The 18129-nt window shown below is 42.4% G+C and carries 22 protein-coding genes; 10 read left to right on the top strand and 12 right to left on the bottom strand.

Annotation, left to right across the window (positions count from 1 at the left end; genetic code table 11):
* Positions 1-69: 69 nt before the first annotated feature.
* The 4 genes from A7985_RS18710 to A7985_RS18695 all read left to right on the top strand — a co-directional run bounded on the left by A7985_RS18710 (position 70) and on the right by A7985_RS18695 (position 4214).
* The gene (locus tag A7985_RS18710) at positions 70-375 is read left to right on the top strand and encodes an STAS domain-containing protein (RefSeq protein ID WP_039608683.1); all 306 of its coding nucleotides are present in this window, start codon (positions 70-72) and stop codon (positions 373-375) included.
* Positions 376-392: 17 nt separating this feature from the next.
* Positions 393-2042 carry a SpoIIE family protein phosphatase gene (locus tag A7985_RS18705; RefSeq protein ID WP_065791924.1) on the top strand — a complete coding sequence of 550 codons (1650 nt, stop codon included), beginning with the start codon at positions 393-395 and terminating at the stop codon, positions 2040-2042.
* A 142-nt stretch (positions 2043-2184) separates the two neighbouring features.
* The gene (locus A7985_RS18700) at positions 2185-2844 is read left to right on the top strand and encodes a GAF domain-containing protein (protein ID WP_065791923.1); all 660 of its coding nucleotides are present in this window, start codon (positions 2185-2187) and stop codon (positions 2842-2844) included.
* A gap of 176 nt (positions 2845-3020) precedes the next feature.
* On the top strand, positions 3021-4214 hold the full coding sequence (locus tag A7985_RS18695; RefSeq protein WP_065791922.1) for an amino acid aminotransferase: 1194 nt from the start codon (positions 3021-3023) through the stop codon (positions 4212-4214).
* 101 nt (positions 4215-4315) lie between these two features.
* On the opposite strand, the gene A7985_RS18690 is transcribed toward A7985_RS18695, so the two are convergent.
* A complete protein-coding gene (locus A7985_RS18690; protein ID WP_065791921.1) occupies positions 4316-4630 on the bottom strand; it encodes a YebG family protein in 315 nt (104 codons plus the stop codon).
* A 212-nt stretch (positions 4631-4842) separates the two neighbouring features.
* Here A7985_RS18690 and A7985_RS18685 point away from each other — a divergent pair, with 212 nt between their 5' ends.
* Positions 4843-5142 carry a ComEA family DNA-binding protein gene (locus A7985_RS18685; protein WP_065791920.1) on the top strand — a complete coding sequence of 100 codons (300 nt, stop codon included), beginning with the start codon at positions 4843-4845 and terminating at the stop codon, positions 5140-5142.
* Between the two features lie 15 nt (positions 5143-5157).
* Here the strand turns inward: A7985_RS18685 and A7985_RS18680 are convergent, their stop codons facing one another.
* Positions 5158-5460, bottom strand: coding sequence for a hypothetical protein (locus A7985_RS18680; protein ID WP_065791919.1), 303 nt, complete (start codon positions 5458-5460; stop codon positions 5158-5160).
* Between the two features lie 13 nt (positions 5461-5473).
* The gene (gene dsbB / locus A7985_RS18675) at positions 5474-5977 is read right to left on the bottom strand and encodes a disulfide bond formation protein DsbB (RefSeq protein ID WP_370671178.1); all 504 of its coding nucleotides are present in this window, start codon (positions 5975-5977) and stop codon (positions 5474-5476) included.
* A gap of 458 nt (positions 5978-6435) precedes the next feature.
* On the opposite strand from dsbB, the gene A7985_RS26565 reads away from it, so the two are divergent.
* The 3 genes from A7985_RS26565 to A7985_RS18665 all read left to right on the top strand — a co-directional run bounded on the left by A7985_RS26565 (position 6436) and on the right by A7985_RS18665 (position 8169).
* Positions 6436-6594: a hypothetical protein gene (locus A7985_RS26565; protein WP_176716773.1), complete on the top strand. Its 159-nt coding sequence runs from the start codon at positions 6436-6438 to the stop codon at positions 6592-6594.
* Between the two features lie 23 nt (positions 6595-6617).
* Positions 6618-7331, top strand: coding sequence for a fatty acid metabolism transcriptional regulator FadR (fadR, locus tag A7985_RS18670; RefSeq protein ID WP_065791917.1), 714 nt, complete (start codon positions 6618-6620; stop codon positions 7329-7331).
* Between the two features lie 232 nt (positions 7332-7563).
* Positions 7564-8169 (top strand): peroxiredoxin C, encoded by a 606-nt coding sequence (locus A7985_RS18665; protein WP_065791916.1) that lies wholly within the window; start codon positions 7564-7566, stop codon positions 8167-8169.
* Between the two features lie 67 nt (positions 8170-8236).
* On the opposite strand, the gene A7985_RS26970 is transcribed toward A7985_RS18665, so the two are convergent.
* The 4 genes from A7985_RS26970 to smrB form a co-directional block, all read right to left on the bottom strand.
* Positions 8237-8359, bottom strand: a complete 123-nt coding sequence (locus A7985_RS26970; RefSeq protein WP_256096798.1) for a hypothetical protein — start codon at positions 8357-8359, stop codon at positions 8237-8239.
* Between the two features lies 1 nt (position 8360).
* Positions 8361-8606: a hypothetical protein gene (locus A7985_RS18660; protein ID WP_065791915.1), complete on the bottom strand. Its 246-nt coding sequence runs from the start codon at positions 8604-8606 to the stop codon at positions 8361-8363.
* A 173-nt stretch (positions 8607-8779) separates the two neighbouring features.
* Complete coding sequence (locus A7985_RS18655) at positions 8780-9580, bottom strand: response regulator (RefSeq protein ID WP_065791914.1); 801 nt, start codon at positions 9578-9580, stop codon at positions 8780-8782.
* 191 nt (positions 9581-9771) lie between these two features.
* A complete protein-coding gene (gene smrB / locus A7985_RS18650; RefSeq protein ID WP_065791913.1) occupies positions 9772-10326 on the bottom strand; it encodes an endonuclease SmrB in 555 nt (184 codons plus the stop codon).
* Positions 10327-10409: 83 nt separating this feature from the next.
* Between smrB and prmB the strand changes: the two genes are divergently transcribed.
* Together prmB and aroC are read left to right on the top strand one after the other, a co-directional pair.
* Positions 10410-11345 carry a 50S ribosomal protein L3 N(5)-glutamine methyltransferase gene (gene prmB / locus A7985_RS18645; RefSeq protein WP_065791912.1) on the top strand — a complete coding sequence of 312 codons (936 nt, stop codon included), beginning with the start codon at positions 10410-10412 and terminating at the stop codon, positions 11343-11345.
* A gap of 158 nt (positions 11346-11503) precedes the next feature.
* Positions 11504-12604: a chorismate synthase gene (gene aroC / locus A7985_RS18640; RefSeq protein WP_065791911.1), complete on the top strand. Its 1101-nt coding sequence runs from the start codon at positions 11504-11506 to the stop codon at positions 12602-12604.
* 48 nt (positions 12605-12652) lie between these two features.
* On the opposite strand, the gene A7985_RS18635 is transcribed toward aroC, so the two are convergent.
* The 5 genes from A7985_RS18635 to A7985_RS18615 form a co-directional block, all read right to left on the bottom strand.
* Complete coding sequence (locus A7985_RS18635; protein WP_065791910.1) at positions 12653-15199, bottom strand: Ig-like domain-containing protein; 2547 nt, start codon at positions 15197-15199, stop codon at positions 12653-12655.
* Between the two features lie 133 nt (positions 15200-15332).
* A complete protein-coding gene (locus A7985_RS18630) occupies positions 15333-16172 on the bottom strand; it encodes a mechanosensitive ion channel family protein (protein WP_065791909.1) in 840 nt (279 codons plus the stop codon).
* 29 nt (positions 16173-16201) lie between these two features.
* Positions 16202-16891 (bottom strand): LrgB family protein, encoded by a 690-nt coding sequence (locus A7985_RS18625; protein WP_065791908.1) that lies wholly within the window; start codon positions 16889-16891, stop codon positions 16202-16204.
* Positions 16884-17264, bottom strand: coding sequence for a CidA/LrgA family protein (locus A7985_RS18620; RefSeq protein WP_081310629.1), 381 nt, complete (start codon positions 17262-17264; stop codon positions 16884-16886). Before A7985_RS18620 ends, A7985_RS18625 begins: the two co-directional genes overlap by 8 nt.
* 21 nt (positions 17265-17285) lie before the next feature.
* Entirely contained in the window at positions 17286-18080 is a 795-nt protein-coding gene (locus tag A7985_RS18615) for a crotonase/enoyl-CoA hydratase family protein (RefSeq protein ID WP_065791907.1), read from the bottom strand.
* Positions 18081-18129 lie beyond the last annotated feature (49 nt).

Below are 18129 nucleotides of genomic sequence, written 5' to 3'. Positions count from 1 at the left end.
TTGCTTAATACGATTATATTTAAAACAGAAAGATGGATAACAATACTAAACTTTGAGTAGGAGCTTGCGATGAGCCTGAGCAAAAATGCTTCAGCTGATGGAAAGACTTTAACGATTCAAATTAAAGGAAAATTCGACTTTAACCTAGTGCAATCATTTCGCCAAGCCTATGCAGAGGTTAACGATGAAACCGAAAAAGTGGTCGTTGACTTAAGAGATACGGATTATATGGACAGTTCTGCGTTAGGCATGTTACTCAACATGAAAAAGACCCTTGGAGATTCTGTAGGAAGCATACAAATTAGCAACTGCAGACCTCAATTGAAAAAGATTTTGCAGATCTCAAGATTTGATAAAAAATTTGAAATTGACTGATTGAAATAGCTTTTAACATGTTAATTTTAGTTGTTGATGATCAGCCTCTAAATTGCCGGCTGTTGACAACCATGCTGGAGCACCAACACTACGACGTGTTGGTTGCAAACAATGGATTGGAAGCGCTAGAGTTATTAAAGCAACACGAAGTTGATATTGTGTTGTTAGATGTCATGATGCCAGTCATGAATGGCTTTGAAACCGCCCCTAAAATCAAAGAATTCGCCGGTGATGTTTACTTACCCATTATTTTTATCACAGCACTTGAAGATCACGCCAGCTTTGAGAAATGTCTGCGAGTTGGCGGGGATGACTTTATTCATAAGCCTTTTGATCGTGTGATTTTATCTGCAAAAATACGTGCACATGCACGCACACGAAAGCTCAGCAAAGAAGCAAATGAGCAGAAAAAACAGCTTCAATACCATTACAATCAGACTGAACGAGAGCATGAGATTGTCGAGCACATATTCCGTAATGCGCTTTCGGGGCAACAAAAGTTTGAGTCGATATGTGACTTCCATCTATCACCAGCATCCATGTTTAATGGTGACATGTTTTTAATGGCAAAGAGCCCAATAGGAGGCTTTTACTGTTTACTAGGCGATTTTACGGGTCATGGGCTAGCCGCGGCAGTTGGTGCATTACCTGCTTCCCGAATTTTTTACACTATGGTTCAAAAAGGTATGGCTGTGGGAGACATTGCGACTGAGTTGAACAGCTCACTCTATACCTTGCTACCTGGTCATATGTTCTGTGCGGCTGCAATCATTGAGATAAGTAGTTCAGGTAAAAACATCTCAGCGTGGATTGGCGGGCTGCCAGATATCTATTTGATCGACAGACAAGGAGGCGTGCTCAAGACGATTGAATCTCAACATATGGCATTAGGAATTTTGGACGAAGATGAGTTTGAAAGAACCATACTCCATTTTGAGGTTGAAACGGGTACGCGCTTGGTGATGGCGACAGATGGCATCATCGAAAGTGAAGGCCCAGATGGGAATATGTTTGGCGAATCTCGACTTGTTGACACACTAGGGAGTAAGCCTGAAATATCAACACATGAAGTCATAGACTGTGTAAGAAATTATTCAGAACATGCAGAGCAGCAAGATGATCTCAGTATCGCGATAATAAACTGCTTACCCGCAGAACAAGAAAGTAAAACAAAATCACATTATTCGTCAATTCCATTTAATGTGTCTGTAGCGCTTGATGCAGAGCAAATGAAAACCACAGATCCAGTCCTTGAAATCGTCAATGTATTAAGTAATGTGGAAGGTGTGGATGCACATCGTTCTAATATATTTTTATTATTATCAGAGGCGTATAACAACTCCCTCGACCATGGAGTATTGGGGTTGAGTTCTGATTTAAAGAACCAAGAAGATGGTTTTCTTGAATACTATGCTCAAAGAGCTGATGCACTCTCAAAACTGACTGACGCATCAATTGAAATTTCAGCTGCCTTTTGCCCCCATGCGAGCAATATTACCTTCGAAATTTGTGACTCAGGTTGCGGCTTCACTCCCTCTTCTGAGCCGTCTGATGGTTACTCGTCCAATGAACATGGTAGGGGAGTACAATTACTGTCTGAAATAGCAGACAGCGTCACATATAACGAAACAGGGAATCAAGTTTCGCTAGTTTACCTACTGCTTTAAATTCATAGATACCGTTTGTAATTTTTATTCACTGATGCCTGTCTTATTGCATTCGCATTAATAAAAAATTGCCTTGGCCTATGGCCATGTAGTGATTTGCATGTTAGATTTACTTTAGATATATAGATGTTTGGATGGCTAAATGATTTCAGCGTACTTAGATAAAACACAGACACCCCTCGGTTCGGCACTCATTGAAAGTAAAATTGCAATGTTAGAGGAGCACCTATCTACGAAAAGTGCTCAGTCTACTTGGTCATATCAAATTCCCGAGCTTGGAGAAGGTGGCAGTTGTAGTCTATTTGGAAACTTGCAAGACGCTCCGTTCTTACTAAACGAGTACATAGACAATAATGAAAGAAACGATGCGTTATTATCTAAGTTGCAGGCCATTGTAGATTTTGTTCACAATCAAACTGGTGTTGACTGGTTCGGCATTTATCAAGCTAGACTGATTGAAGACGAGCGCCAGTTGCTGAAGCTAGCATATGAAGGTGCGCCAAGCAGGCCACTATTTCCAATTAATGAACAGTTTGCTGCAACATCAAACAATATTCAAACCGTGATGTCAGAAAAATCTCGAATTATTAACGATATTCCAGCCTATATTGCGCAAGGTGGCGAGTACTATACTTGCGATCCTAAAGTACAATCTGAGGTATGTTTACCATTGCTTGATGATAATTTTGAGTGTGTTGGGATCATTGATGCGGAAGCATTTAGTAAAGACTTTTTTACTGCTGACAATTTATCTGTACTTGTTGCTGCGTGCTTGAAAATAACGCACTACCTTCCGCATTAACAAGGCTCGTCTTCTTGTTAATTTGTGTTAGTATTGGTGGCAACTTTAACCCCATGGCTCTTACGCAGTATCTAGATGAATATATACTAAATGCAGGGCAGGGATGATGAAGTAAAGCACGCTTTTATCCTGTCTTTCGTTTTTGCGTACCAGTTTTTATAGGAAAAGAAATACACATGTTTTCAGAACTAAAACCACTTCCTACAGACCCTATTTTGGGCCTTATGGCTGCTTATAAGCAAGATGATAACCCTAATAAAATTGATTTGGGTGTAGGTGTATACAAAGATGAGCAAGGTGCTACACCTGTGCTTAAAGCGGTCAAAAAAGCAGAAGCATTTCGCCTAGAAAATGAAACAACAAAATCTTACATCGGGTTAGCTGGAAACTTAGATTTTTGCTCGAAGATGGAGCAGCTTCTTTTAGGTGATAGTCACACATCACTATTAGCTAACCGTGTACGCACGGCGCAAACACCAGGTGGTACAGGTTCATTGCGTGTAGCGGCTGAATTCATCAAGCGCTGCAATAAAGACGCAACTGTTTGGGTAACAACACCAACTTGGGCAAACCACATCAGCCTATTTGAAGCTGCAGGATTAAATGTCAAAGAGTACCCTTACTACGATTATGATAATAAAGGTCTTTTGTTTGATGAAATGATCGACACGTTAAAGCAAGTACCTAAAGGGGATGTTGTTTTAGTACACGCGTGTTGTCATAACCCAAGTGGTATGGATCTAAATGCAGAGCAATGGCAAATTTTTGCTGATCTTGCGAAAGACGTTGGATTCACACCTTTAGTAGATATCGCTTATCAAGGTTTTGGTAGCAGCTTAGATGAAGACGCAAATGGTCTTCGTTTACTTGCTCAGACAGTTGAAGAGATGATCATTTGCTCTTCTTGTTCGAAGAACTTCGGCTTGTACAGAGAGCGTATTGGTGCATGTTCGATTATTTCTAAAGAGAGCGCAATTGCAGATATTTCAAATTCTGTCTTATTAAGCGTGGTGCGCAGTATCTATTCAATGCCGCCTGCACATGGCGCAGACATTGTTAATACTATTCTATCTAGCGATGAACTAACGCAGTTGTGGCATGAAGAGTTGGCAGAGATGCGTAATCGCATCAATGGACTACGTAGCCTTGTCAAAGACAGTCTAGCCGAGAGAAATACTGGTCATGACTTCTCATTTATTGAACGCCAGCATGGTATGTTCTCGTTCTTGGGTATTAACAAAGAGCAGATTGACCGTCTGCGTGAAGAGTATTCGATTTATATTGTTGGCTCTAGCCGCGTGAATGTTGCGGGTATCAGTCAAAGCAATATTGATTACTTTGCAGATGCTGTTGCGTCAGTATTAAAGTAATTGACTGTATCGAACTATACAATCAAAAATGCCCAACTTTAAGTTGGGCATTTTGCGTTTTGTGGGACGAGTCAGCTAATGAATGGCGCTACACGAGATCATCAAGCTTGCTTAATTGCTGTTACCTTGTCGTCGCTGGCTTCATCAGCCTTCTTTGCCGGTTTTTTAACATCTTTCTCTGCAGCCGGTTTGCTACCCTTTAGTACTGAAATAAAATCATCTTTGTATTTTGCCATCTCGAGCGCAAGCGATTCTACTTGTTGCTCGCTCAATGGTACGTCGACTTTTTCTAACATGCCTTCCAATGCTTCTGCGACATCCAGCATTTTATCGTAGGCATCAGCCTCTTTTTTGCTAGTAAAAGTCATTCGTTCTACTCCATTTCTTTCAACCACATATTTTACAACAACAGCCATGATCACCCTCCATAAAACACTGTTTTTTTATACAGTAAACCTAAATAGGCTTTAATGCAACTTTAAGTCGCTTTATTAGACGCTCAAGATGAAAAAAATACAATGAAAATATTCCTATTAGATTTACAAACTAAGCGATAAAACTCTATGTTTATCAATGCCAAAAAGGCAGATAGATTTGTTATTTAAATAGATTCAATAGGAGGGATCACATGCTATTTAAAAATTTATGGAGTGCAGCATTATTTATTGGTGCGCTTACCTTGTGTCATGTCGTACAAGCCCAAACTCAAAGCACAGTGCCAGAAGTCAATCAAGTTATGGTAAACATTAATACCGCGACAGTGGAGCAACTAATCACGTTGCCAGGCATTGGGCGTTCGAAAGCATTGGCGATTGTAGCCGATAGGGAAGAAGTGGGAGAGTTCAGCGACTTAGAAGCGTTAACGCGGGTTAAAGGGATTGGCAAGGGAATTGTTGATAAGCTTAAAGAGCGTGTCGTTTTTCAGTAGGGTAGATTGCAGAGCCTATAAGGGGCTCTGCTCAAACTCTTTCAGCGCACTGTCTAAGTATTTTAGTGCAAATTGAATTTCAATGGGCACTGTAAATAGTGGATAAGCAAGGCCTGCAACAAATAATACTGGGAGTAGGTAGAAACCTTCAAAGTAAGCCAGCGCCATAAAGAAAGGTGTTAAAAGCAGTAGCTTACAAACGGCTAATAGCACTTTTTCCTTACCATCTAGCATGCTCAAAGCAATTGCTTTGACTTTTTGTTTATCCCTCAAGTTGAGAGAAGACAACTGTGGCACTTGGCTCAATCTAAAAATCATGGGGTTCTCTATGTTACTTTTTAAACACTATAATAGGCACAAATATTATAAAGCTAATTGCGTAAGCTGCAAAAATAACTTCCATCCAACCTGGCATAGATAGCCCTGCAAATGACCAGTCAATACTTGAACAGCTGCCAGTTACAGCGAAAAACGATGGGATCCACTCATGCAATGGCACTGGAAAATTAGGCTCGAATGCGCACGTGAACGCGAAAGGATCGGTTGTTGTTTGCATGTCGAGATGCTCTCTTGCAAGTAACCAGCCCCAAATGGCAGCTATGCCCCATCCCGCAGTTGCGATAAGTCGAACTATATAGTTGCCTTTGCCCAGCAGTCCTATTAGCGCCGCAATTAATACACCTAAAACAGCAGTGCGTTGATAGATGCACATAACACAAGGTTCTAAACCCATGGCATATTGAAAGTACAATGCTACGATTTCAAAAATCAGGGCACTCATAAATAAGGTTGCCCAAGCAGTGGTTGAGCGAGAAAAGCTCGCCAATTTATCCAACATACTATCTCCTTTTTTTGCCGCTATTATGGCGAGGTAAACTTCATATCGCAATGTATTTGCGATGTTGATGATGGTACCGCAACAGGAATTTGCGCCTTGTGCAACTTTGCATTTTCGGTGTTCTTAATGATGAAAAGCCGTGATATAAAGCTGAGTTGCACGTGTTGAACTTCAGCTACAAACTAACGTGCTGTATTTCTGACAGTTTAAACACAAATTTGTTTCGTGGTTTAATAATATTTTGAATGTAATGAGATAGATAGCCATACAGGTGCGATAATCTCCTTGGTTATTAGGCTAAATATCAATGTTCAAAAAGGTATATAGAGTTCAAGCACGCTTGTATAGGTAAAAAACACAGCGTGTTTGATGTGTTAAATGGTTTGCTGAGCTGAGTGAAGATGGAAGGCGGTATTTGTTACTTACCTAATTGGTCCAAATCTTAGCGAGGCCTTATGATGTCTATTGTTGATCAGAATGGTATTACTGCTTATCAATTTGCAGTTACGCTTGTTACTTTGCAGCCATCTGGTACAATCAGTGGATTAACGAGTTGCATTGTCGTGGATCGCCTGCTAGCTAAAGCAATGTGCTTCATGAATACAACGCCTTAAGTTGTAATATTAAGTGGTGCTAAATGAGAATTTTTAAAGCCAAGAGCCCAGCAGGTTTTGCTGAGGAATACATAGTTGAATCGATTTGGAATGGTGAGTTTCCACCGGGCTCTATTTTGCCTGCTGAACGTGAACTATCAGAATTAATCGGAGTGACTAGAACAACTTTAAGGGAAGTACTTCAACGTTTGGCACGTGATGGCTGGTTGACTATTCAACATGGTAAGCCAACCCGTGTAAATAATTTTTGGGAGACTTCAGGTCTGAATATCTTGGAAGCGTTGGCTCGCCTAGATGAAGACAAAGTGCCTGAACTTACAGATCAACTGCTTTCAGCCAGAACAAATATCAGCGCGATTTATACGCGTGCAGCTATTAAGCTCAACGGCGCAAAAGTGGTTGAAATTCTTGCTCAGTACAGTGAATTACCAGATACCGCTGAGGCATTTGCAGATTATGATTATCAAGTGCATCATCAACTGGCTATTGCTGGTGGCAACAAAATTTATGTTTTAATTTTAAATGGCTTCAGAGGCCTGTATTCAAAAATTGGTTGTCATTATTTCTCTGAACCTAAAATCAGAAAAATTACGAGAGAGTTTTATCGTGATTTAACTGAGTTGGCCGAGCAAGGGGATCATGACAGAGCCATTTCTCTTATTCGTAAATATGGGCATCAATCCGGTGAGCTATGGCAGCATATTCGCACGGATATGCCAGATGGCATTATGGATTAACCATCGCACGAAAAAGCTCCAAAAGGGGCTTTTTTTGTATCTAAAACCCAGTGCCATCGAATTTATAGATTGTACCTATCGGATAATTCGATTGTTATTTTGGGTAAGAGCTGAATAAAATTAGGCAAATTTTTTCAAGGGGTTGTTTTTCGCAAACAGCGCCTCAATAATTAGAATCAAATTACAAAACGATTTGTATATTGGAACTAAACCTAACTATTTGGAGAAAACAATGGGTGTATTAGTTGGCCGTCAGGCTCCTGACTTTACAGCAGCAGCAGTACTTGGTAATGGTGAAATCGTAGACAGCTACAATCTACATGAGCGTATTAAAGGTAAAAAAGCAGTTGTATTCTTTTACCCACTAGACTTCACTTTTGTTTGTCCTTCAGAGCTAATCGCTTTTGACAAGCGTTATGAAGAATTCCAAAAGCGTGGTGTTGAAGTAATCGGTGTTTCTATCGACTCTCAGTTTTCACACAACGCATGGCGTAACACGCCAGTAAACGAAGGCGGTATCGGTCCAGTTAAATATGATCTAGTTGCTGACGTTAAGCACGAAATTTGTCAAGCATACGACGTTGAGCACCCAGAAGCAGGTGTTGCTTTCCGTGGTTCATTCCTAATCGATTCAGAAGGTAACGTACGTCACCAAGTAGTTAACGATCTTCCTCTAGGTCGTAACATCGATGAAATGCTTCGCATGGTTGACGCACTAGCGTTCCATGAAGAGCACGGTGAAGTGTGTCCAGCTGGTTGGACTGAAGGTAAATCAGGTATGGACGCAAGCCCAGAAGGTGTTGCTAAGTTCCTATCTGAAAACGAAGGCCAGCTATAAGCTGAATTTGCCACCGTTTTAAAACCCGCTTTTAGCGGGTTTTTTACTTTCAGCATCCTGCGCTTTATCATACCCGACCCATAAACCATTTTTGACTGATCACTTTAACCGTTTCGATTGAGAAATACGCCAGCAGCAAACTGATAACTGGTATTGCTAACAAGCTTATTAAGGTTACTTCGCTAAACATATTAGTTTTCCTTTTTGACTTCATCAGAGTCAGTTTGAGTTGCTTCGGCATTGTCACTAATACGAATGAAACTATCTACAAGGGCTTTTTTCGTATTGATTTTTAACTCAACGATACTTGTTTGAATGTTTTCACTAACACGACTTTGAATCTCATCCAGTAATTCATTACTTACGGTACTTGCATTAGCAGTCACTGAAGCGCCAGCTAAAAGGCTTACTGTCATTAGTTTTGTGAATACGTTCATTGTCTTGCTTCCTTTGTTTGTTTAGTCGTAATAACTATTACAAAGGTTGTGCCAATTCAAAAAATAATTTTAAGCGTTTGAAAAATATGAGTTTTTATTTTTGTGAGGAGGCTGGTTAAAAACGGGTGTGGCGAATTTAACCAGTTGGAATGACTTTTTTAACTACTATTTAGTTAATTTTGCTCAAGCATTTGATAGATTAATTGTTTGACGATATTTGGCTCAAATGGTTTATCACACATTGCATTGACACCTGACTGAGCAACATTCGCTAAGTGCGTTTCATTTGCCTCAGATGTGACCATGAGTACTGGCACATGTGCGTGTTCATCAGAGCGGCGGATAGCCTCCGTAAGCTCTTGGCCATTGACTTCCGGCATATTGTAATCAGTGACTATGAGGTCAAACATACTTTCTTGCAAAACATCGAGGGCTTGCGCACCATTTTCAGCTTCGGAGATACGTGTTGCTCCAAGATTTCGTAAAACACGTTGGATATGATTACGTGCAAGCGTTGAGTCGTCTACGACTAAGATCCTTAAGTCCTGAATATCATATAAATCTAGCTCTAGTTCTTGCGGAGACAATAAATCTAACGTGGCGTTAATCGCTTTACCCAAATGCTCTTTTGTGAATGGCTTGGGAAGAATAGCAACCACACCAGACTGTTTATAGGCTTCAAGCTGTTGTCGGCGAGTCTCACTAGATACCAACATAAACGGTAATTGATGGTCGCTATAGTTTGCATGTACGTGGTCAAGTAAAGAAAGCGCGTCACCATCCGGTAAATAGAGTGTGCAGATAATGAGATCTGGGATATGTGAGTTTAACGATTCAATGGCCGTACTGACTGATTCTGCGAAATCAATCTGTTGCACACCTTCTTCTTTAAGTTCGTTTGCGATGATTTTACGTTGGGTCACCGAAGGCTCGACGAGTAATATCGTCAGATCTGTGCTGAGTAAGTCGTTCATGTTTAACCTGAGGATAAAAACAGAATAAATGGTAATGTCAGCTGACTCTCACTGCGGTATCAGGGCAATAAGGCACACATACAAGAGTATGAGATTAGCTGTATATGGTTCAAAGCTAATATAGCGTATTTGTAAACAATAGGCTAGTTTCGTGTGATTAGGAGAGTTAGGAAGTTAACTGATGTTAACTTCTACCTGCGAAACTCTAAGTTTTGGGGGAGGTCGACTAGGATCAAGATTGCGCCTTTTCCTCCATATTCTAGCGGTGCTTGGTGCATGGCTAGAATATCGGGGTGCTGCACCAGATAATGCGGAACTTTATGTTTTAAAATTCGTTCACCAATACCGTGGACAATACAGGCGCAGCTGATATGTTGTTTTTTACAGGCATGTATTAAAGCTGCAAGTTCATCTTTTGCCGTTTCTTTATTCATACCGTGCATATCTAAAATGAGTTCTGGTGCGTAATCACCACGTCTCAATTGTTTTGCAAGATATTTATCTGCGCCAGGACGAACATAGTTAATGGTTCCATTGGTATCTATGTCTGGCACATACTCATCTGAGAAATAGAATTCTGCTTGATGTTGTTTTTTTTGTTCTGCGATCACCTCACCTTTAAAGCGTGTTGCTTTACGTTCATGAACAACAGTATCTTGCTTGAGTTGTTGTGTGCCGGAAATTGCTTCGCGAAACAGGTCAAAGTCGTCAGAGGCCATAGTTACTTCAGGATAATCTCTAGTCATTCGTGCATTTTAAATAAAAAAAGCATAAAAACCTAGCTTAAAAACCGCTACAATGCGGCTATCTACAAAGTGTGAGAATAATCATGAGTGAATTAGCAATAACTAACGAAATCGCTGAAGAGGCTTACCGAGATTTGGTAACCATGCAGGATTGGTTGCGCTGGACTACAAGTCAGTTTGTCGCCAATGGGCTTTTTTATGGCCATGGTACAGATAATCCTTGGGATGAAGCAGTAAATTTACTCTTACCCACGCTTAATTTGCCTGTAGATGCGCCTAAAGATTTAATGCAATCAAGACTCACTGGCACTGAGAAGAAGCGCTTAGTTGAAGTGATAAAACTGCGCATCGAGCAACGTATCCCAGTACCATATTTAACTAATCAGGCTTGGTTTGCGGGTATGCCCTTTTATGTTGATGAGCGTGTATTGGTTCCCCGTTCACCTTTTGCTGAGTTGATCACCAAGCAATTTGAACCTTGGGTAGAATCACCGAATGAAGTAACACGTATTCTTGATATGTGTACAGGCTCGGCATGTATTGCAATTGCACTGGCTAAGCACTTCGAAAATGCGCAAGTTGATGCTGTGGATATTTCGTTTGATGCGTTAGCAGTCGCTGAAATGAATATTCACGACCATATGATGGATGAACGTGTATTTGCTATTCAGTCAGACGTCTTTAGTGGCGTACCAGGTCAAAAGTACGATTTAATCGTCGCTAACCCGCCTTACGTGGATGCTGAAGACATGGCTGATCTACCTGATGAGTTCCATCATGAGCCAGAGCTCGGACTAGCGTCAGGTGATGATGGCTTAGATGTTACGCGCGTATTGTTAAGAGATGCAGCGGAGCACCTCACTGACACTGGTATTCTATTTGTCGAGGTGGGTAATTCTATGGTACATATGGATGCATTGTACCCAGGTGCGCCGTTTACTTGGCTTGAGTTTGAAAAAGGCGGCCTTGGCGTGTTTATGATAAGCAAACAGGAGCTGGTTGCTTATTTTAACGATTAATTTTTGCTGTGCTTTGCCTGTGTGAACGTTATCACCGCAGTTGGCTTTGTACGGCAAAAGCAAGTAGGCAGTAATCGGCCTATTTTAGTTAGTTAGGCACAAACGTGCCTAAATTGACTCTCTGGAGTCAAAACCGTAACGAGGAATGAGGAAAGTTAATGGCAGGCAATAGCATAGGCCAAATATTTCGAGTGACGACCTTTGGGGAAAGCCACGGCACAGCACTGGGTGGTGTTGTAGATGGTGTACCCGCAGGACTTGAAATAACCGAGGCCGACCTACAAGTTGATTTAGACAGACGAAAACCAGGCCAAAGTCGCTATACAACTCAGCGCCGTGAAGGAGATGAAATTAAAATCTTGTCAGGGGTGTTTGAGGGAAAGACAACAGGTACAAGTATTGGTCTATTAATCGAGAACACAGATCAACGTTCGAAGGATTACAGTAAGATTATGGACGTGTTTCGTCCTGGTCATGGTGATTATACGTATTGGCACAAGTATGGCCATAGAGATTACCGTGGTGGTGGTCGCTCTTCTGCGCGTGAAACTGCTATTCGCGTTGCGGCAGGTGGTATCGCGAAGAAGTATTTGAAGCAAGTACATGGCATTGAAATTCATGCTTGTTTATCGCAGCTAGGCCCAATTAAAGCCGAGTCATTTGATTGGTCTGAAGTAGAAAACAATGCGTTTTTCTTTCCAGATCAGAGCAAGCTCGAAGCGCTTGATGAATACATGCGCGATTTAAAAAAGCTAGGTGACTCGGTAGGCGCTAAAGTTAAAGTGGTTGCGAAAAATGTCCCTGTTGGTCTAGGAGAGCCTGTATTTGATAGATTGGATGCCGAGATTGCGCATTCACTTATGAGTATCAATGCGGTAAAAGGTGTTGAGATTGGCGACGGTTTTGATGTGGTTGAGCAGAAGGGCTCAGAACATCGAGATGAGCTGACGCCAGAGGGCTTTACGAGTAACCATGCTGGCGGTGTATTGGCTGGTATTTCTACTGGCCAAGATATTATCGCATCAATTGCACTCAAGCCAACATCAAGCATTACGGTTCCTGGTCAAAGTATTAATACGTCAAATGAACCTGTTGAGATGATCACTAAGGGGCGACATGACCCTTGTGTTGGGATCCGTGCAATTCCAATTGCAGAGGCGATGATGGCGATTACATTAATGGATCACCTGTTGCGTCAGCGCGGACAAAATCCACATGTCGATGTGCCTCATGGCCCAATTCCTGGGCAAGCTAAATAGTAAAAAGGCACCTTAGGGTGCCTTTTTTGAATCTCAGGTATCTAAGCCTTAGTTACCTTGGTTCATCTGTGTCAGCTTGTCGCCAATTGGTTTTGAGAAGTTATAGCCGTCATATTTATCCCAATTAATCGACCAAGTCATCACACCCCCAAATTTAGGATAGTTGAAGGCTGGCTTAATTGTGCCGCAACTCAGTCCTTTCGTCAGGCAATCCAATGCCGCGATAATATTGGCTGTGGGTGCTTGCCCAGAATTTGCAGATTTAGGCCCTGAAGGTAGACCAATAGCAACTTGATCATCTCTAAGAGGCGCAAAGCGCGTGCCATTGGCTAGATCAAACCCTTCAACGAGCATCTTTGCATGGGCAACCATCATATTGACTGAGCCTTCTGGCGCACTACCAGGCTCATAAGGGTTGGGCAAACCGCCATTGTTGTATAACTGTACGTGAAGTAGATCTAGCGTATCGCGCAGTGCGTCTATCACAGGGATGTAGGCGCCCCAGATACCTGAATAAGCTATCATACCACCATGAACATAAGGGTGCTCCGGAGCCATAGTTAGGACCATGTTCCCTCCCATATTTTGTTCAATTTGCTTGATTGCACGAGGTAAACGGGCTTGGATTTGAGAGCCATGGAGCAAGTTTGAACCACTTTCTAGATCAATATCTAACCCATCAAAACCCCATTCTTGGATAATATTGGTTAAGCTGGAGACAAAGTTTGCTTCATCAGCATCTGTATTCAAAGTAATAGTACCTTCGGCACCACCGAGACTCAGTACAAACACTTTTCCTTGTGCCTGTAGGGCTTTCATATCGGCTTTAAATTGCACTGGGTCAATTGGTGGGCAGTTTGAATGAATGTCTTTTTCAAATGGCTTGAAGTGTACTGTACCGTCTGAATTACGATCATTCTCAGCAAACGCGATATCAATAATATCCCAAGCTGGCGAGATCTCTGCTAGTGGAATAGGGCAGCCTGCTGGATTAACAAAGTTATGCCAGTACCCAATGAGTTTATGCGTCTTGCCAATTGGCTTATCAATGACACTGATGGTTGCCCCGGCGCTGGTTGCTTGGTTACCGGCACTGTCTTTAGCGACAGCTGTTAAGATTTGAGAGCCAGTTGCTGCCGCGGTGTATGACCAGGTGTAAGGCGCTGTATTATCAGTACCAAGTAAGGTGCCATTTGCGTAGAAGCTGACATTATCTATTGACCCTGTGAGCGCTTGCGCATCTGCTGACAGTTTAATGGTACTGCCTACCGTGTACTGTGCACCGGATAGTGGCTCGACCAAGTCAACAACCACAGGCTTATCCGTTACGTTTACAAAGATTTGCTCTGTTGTGACGTTTCCTTCGTTGTCCGTTGCACTCGCTGATAATGTGACCGCTCCAAGCACTGTAGGTTGCCAATTTGCATTGCCACTGCCGGTGTTGAAGCTGGCAAGAAGAGTTTGATCTGCAAAAATATCAAGCTGAGAGATAGTGCCGTCTGCATCTGTTGCCGTAACCGAAATGGCGGTGCTTTGGCCTTGAAGTACTGTGCTATTGGCACTGGGCGTATTAAATGTGATTGCTGGTGCGATGGCGCAGATCCCTAAATCAGTCCATGCATCTTGCCAATGTTGGCCATTTCCAGGTTCGTATGCCCATTGTGCATTAGAGCTACACCAGCCGCCAACATCACATCGGTACTTACGATTGTTGTGACTGACCAGCTCACCATTTTGATAAGTTGTGCCTGCTTTATAAGATTTCAGGCCAGCACATCCGCCTTGACTTGGTGAAGCGACCTTAATCTGGGCGGTCACATTACTACTGGCCGCTTGGTTATCTGTTGCTGTGACTTTAACCTGTATTTGACCCGCGATATCACTCACCCAATTATAATCAATCATCCCATCTGTAAAACTCGCAACTTGTGTATCATTAATGAATACAGATGCGCCAGTGACAGTACCATCTGCGTCTGTAGCAGCAGCTTGGATCCTGACAGTATCGCCAAGCGTATATTGGCTGTTATTGGTTGGTGACGTCAGTTCAATTGAAGGTGGAGTGTTTACCGTACCGTCTTGAACGCTAATCGTCACTTTACTTTGAGTGCTGACGGCACCTTGGTTGTCTGTTGCTATGGTGGCAATAGTATGTGGGCCTGTCTGCGCTATCCAGTTTGTTTGGTAGGGAGCTTGATTGTCATAGCCGACAGAGACGTCATCAACGAAAAACTCTACTTGTGCCACCGTACCGTCTGTGTCACTTGCATTTGCAGATAGGACAACGCTGTCATTGGGGCTAAAAACAGTGCCTTCTGTGGGGGTTAATAGGGTCACCACTGGGCTTTGATTCCCGCCACATGTGCCGAGGTGTTTCCATACTCGATAATCGCCAGAATTTTGCTGTGGATTTTCATTTTGGCTATACCATCGAGCTTCAAAGGCGTTGCTCTGATGCTGGATTTGGTCTCCTGCACGGTACACTTTAGATTGCTGCCATGCCGCGAGGTTGGTGCAATCGGCGGCAAATAAATGCATGCTCGACACGAGCATGGCACTACCACTCAGCAAATAACTCAATTTGCTCTTTTTCATTGTTTTTCTCCTTACATGTTGTATGTTTTGTGAACAAAACGTATCCAGCATAGAACTATGTGAAGGGTTAATCAATGGCTTTTTGATTTGATAGAGCAGGGCCTCACTTGAGCAAGGCCATTTGTATTGGAGGCTATTGGGCCCCTCGTTGGTCTGACTTTATTGTGACTACGCGTTGCGGGAACGGGATTTCAATTTGGGCATTTTTTATACCTGCATAGATAGCCATATTAATGTTGAGCTTATTCTCAATCAGCTCTGTGGTGGGAGTCCAGTAGCGGTAGCTAATCACAATGGCGCTATCAGAAAAAGACTCAATACCTACTTGAGGAGTCGGGTCGCTTGCCACGCATTTTTCGTTTTGTAAGATCGACTGGATTATTTCAATCGCTTTATCAGCGGGTGCGTCGTAGGCGATGCCAATTTCGCCTTCAATATGCGAAAAGTTGAATGAGTTATGCAGTACCTCCCCGATGATATGCTTATTAGGCACCGTTATTTCAACTTTTTGCTCGTTGACCAAAATTGTATAACCAAGTTCTATTGACTTAACTTGGCCGCTGACATTTTTAACGCTGATGGTGTCTCCGACCACAAATGGCCGAGTAGCAATCAGCGCAAGCCCGGCACCATAATTAGACAGCATTCCTTGCACTGCTAAACCAGCACCTAAAGAAGCGGCACCAATTGCAGCAACAAAGGGTGTAACGCTAATGCCCACTTTGCCCAGTGCAATAATTATGAACATACCAACAATTAAAACCTTGACCACATTCGCCACGAAGTTTGAAAGCGTGACGTCTATGTTATGGTTCAGCATTAATCGGCGTGTTGTGTCTGCGAGCTTCTTAGACAACCACAGCCCGATTATGAGAATGACCACGGCTCCTAGCAATTGCATACTGTAATTGAGTAAGTAATCACGAATGAGGTCGTAGTATTTTTCGAATTGGGCGATTTCTTGCTCGATCAAGTTTGGCTCCTTGTAATATGGTTTGTTTTTTATTTGCTTAAACTACTGAGTATAGTAAAAAATATAGGTACCCAAAAAGCACTGATTATTGCACTAATGATCATCGCTGCTGAGGCAAAGGCACCAGCCTGAGGGTGATGCTCCATGGCAGTTGCAGTGCCTATTGCATGACAACTGACGCCTAAAGCAATACCTTTGGCCTGTGGCTGAGTAACATTGCATAATTGAAGTAAACTCAGCCCAAAGACACTACCAAATATACCAATTAAAATAACCATCGCAGCGGCAATACTTGGAATACCGCCGATCATGTCGGTAATAAGGACCGTGACGGGCGTTGTAACAGAAAGTGCCATAAGGGAAGCTGTTAAATTTGGCCCAACTTGAAATAGCACACATAGCATAAAAGCGAGGCCGGTCGAAAGAGAAATACCAATAAATGCACAGACAATAAGGAACAATAAAATGGGTCGAATTGCCTTAAATTGTGTGTATAAAGGATAGGCTAACGCCACGATCGCGGGTTCTAGCAAGATGTTAATTGGCATACTGGCAAGGTAATAGGCGTAGTAATCAACACTGCTTACTGTTAGTAACACTGCAATAAGCACCATGCTGAGCAATACAGGATTGAGTAGGGGAAATGGCTTTTGGTTATATAGGATGCGAATAGCAATGAACAGTGCAAATGTCGCAAGGCATACAGTAAGACTAATCACGATATCGGCCTTTGCTTGCAAATTTGCCGACTGCAAGTAGTGCAAGTGTAGGTAGCACAACTAACAATATGATGATAAGCAAGGCGTTTTCTGCCAGTAAATTAAGGTAGTTTATCACCCCCACGCCAACTGGAATGAAGAAAAACGCGAGGTAACTTATGAGCGGTTGGCAGACAGGTATGAGCCAATCGACTTTAATAATGCGCCCTTGCAGAAGCGCAAATAAAATTAACATTCCCAGCAACGGTGCTGGTATGGGCAAAGCTCCAAATGCCACAATCATTCTTGCAGACCAGAGGCAAGTAACAACCACTAAGGTACCAAAAGTTAACTTGGTTAGGTGCACAGATAGTGTTTTTACTCTTGGCTTCACTTAACAATACTCACTTTGTTATTACCATTTTCCTCGCTGATTATAAGGACTAAACTCACTTTCTTTCACTCCATTTTTCATTGCAATTCGTGTGTTTTTTGCGCTAAGTAGCCTTAATTGATACCAGGTTTCTTTCCAGAGCAAGGACCTTGATGGTGGCTGATAGGCTTGATTGTAAAGCAACTTGATTGCTGCAAGCGCGTCAGGTGAATGGTGATTGAGTGACTCAATGTGCCTTGAAATAAAATCCTTGGGATGGTCATCAATGTCTGTAAGGAGGCCCATCTCTTTGGCCGCAAGTGCATCGATGCGCTTCGCTTCAAATGCAAGTTTAAGGCTGTGATCTTGCTTTACATAGCTAGGTAAAATCACACTAGTGCCCATATCTGGACAAAGCCCCCAACGAGATTCCATAATCGCAAACTGTGCATCAGGCTTTGCGACTCTAAAGTCTGCACCCAATGCTATATGTAGACCGCCGCCAAGGCAGTTGCCTTGGATGGCAGCATAAACGGGTACCGGTAGCGTTCGCCAACCAAGTACAACGCGTTGCACTAGATTTTGGTTTCCAGGAAGGAGTTTAAACAACAGCTTGACGATTTGCATAGGGCTCTGCATGACGCTTTGCACATCCAATCCTGCACAAAAGTGCAGCCCATCCCCTTGTAAAATGACTGCGCGTATCTGGCGATTTTTCCGTATTTGCCTAATAATGTTATCCATTGACTGGAACATATTGAGCGTCAGAGCATTTTGTTTGTTGGAGCGCGACAGTACCACATGTGCAACGTGGTGGTGTATGTCAAAGTTAATCATGACCAATCCTGCATTTTCGTTATTCTTTATTTGTTGTGTAGAGCTTTTA

Source organism: Pseudoalteromonas luteoviolacea, assembly GCF_001696455.1.
Lineage (GTDB): Bacteria > Pseudomonadota > Gammaproteobacteria > Enterobacterales > Alteromonadaceae > Pseudoalteromonas > Pseudoalteromonas luteoviolacea_C.
This window is presented reverse-complemented; position numbering and strand designations above follow the sequence as displayed.

Excerpts from the sequence above, each read along its gene's own strand:
- prmB (WP_065791912.1), top strand. The coding sequence starts at position 10,410 with ATGAGTGAATTAGCAATAACTAACGAAATCGCTGAAGAGGCTTACCGA.
- A7985_RS18655 (WP_065791914.1), bottom strand. The coding sequence starts at position 9,580 with ATGAACGACTTACTCAGCACAGATCTGACGATATTACTCGTCGAGCCT.
- A7985_RS18635 (WP_065791910.1), bottom strand. The coding sequence starts at position 15,199 with ATGAAAAAGAGCAAATTGAGTTATTTGCTGAGTGGTAGTGCCATGCTC.
- A7985_RS18690 (WP_065791921.1), bottom strand. The coding sequence starts at position 4,630 with ATGGCTGTTGTTGTAAAATATGTGGTTGAAAGAAATGGAGTAGAACGA.
- A7985_RS18685 (WP_065791920.1), top strand. The coding sequence starts at position 4,843 with ATGCTATTTAAAAATTTATGGAGTGCAGCATTATTTATTGGTGCGCTT.
- A7985_RS18615 (WP_065791907.1), bottom strand. The coding sequence starts at position 18,080 with ATGATTAACTTTGACATACACCACCACGTTGCACATGTGGTACTGTCG.
- A7985_RS18660 (WP_065791915.1), bottom strand. The coding sequence starts at position 8,606 with ATGAACGTATTCACAAAACTAATGACAGTAAGCCTTTTAGCTGGCGCT.
- fadR (WP_065791917.1), top strand. The coding sequence starts at position 6,618 with ATGAGAATTTTTAAAGCCAAGAGCCCAGCAGGTTTTGCTGAGGAATAC.
- smrB (WP_065791913.1), bottom strand. The coding sequence starts at position 10,326 with ATGACTAGAGATTATCCTGAAGTAACTATGGCCTCTGACGACTTTGAC.
- A7985_RS26565 (WP_176716773.1), top strand. The coding sequence starts at position 6,436 with ATGATGTCTATTGTTGATCAGAATGGTATTACTGCTTATCAATTTGCA.
- A7985_RS18665 (WP_065791916.1), top strand. The coding sequence starts at position 7,564 with ATGGGTGTATTAGTTGGCCGTCAGGCTCCTGACTTTACAGCAGCAGCA.
- aroC (WP_065791911.1), top strand. The coding sequence starts at position 11,504 with ATGGCAGGCAATAGCATAGGCCAAATATTTCGAGTGACGACCTTTGGG.
- A7985_RS18700 (WP_065791923.1), top strand. The coding sequence starts at position 2,185 with ATGATTTCAGCGTACTTAGATAAAACACAGACACCCCTCGGTTCGGCA.
- A7985_RS18680 (WP_065791919.1), bottom strand. The coding sequence starts at position 5,460 with ATGATTTTTAGATTGAGCCAAGTGCCACAGTTGTCTTCTCTCAACTTG.
- A7985_RS18705 (WP_065791924.1), top strand. The coding sequence starts at position 393 with ATGTTAATTTTAGTTGTTGATGATCAGCCTCTAAATTGCCGGCTGTTG.
- A7985_RS26970 (WP_256096798.1), bottom strand. The coding sequence starts at position 8,359 with ATGTTTAGCGAAGTAACCTTAATAAGCTTGTTAGCAATACCAGTTATC.
- A7985_RS18695 (WP_065791922.1), top strand. The coding sequence starts at position 3,021 with ATGTTTTCAGAACTAAAACCACTTCCTACAGACCCTATTTTGGGCCTT.
- A7985_RS18710 (WP_039608683.1), top strand. The coding sequence starts at position 70 with ATGAGCCTGAGCAAAAATGCTTCAGCTGATGGAAAGACTTTAACGATT.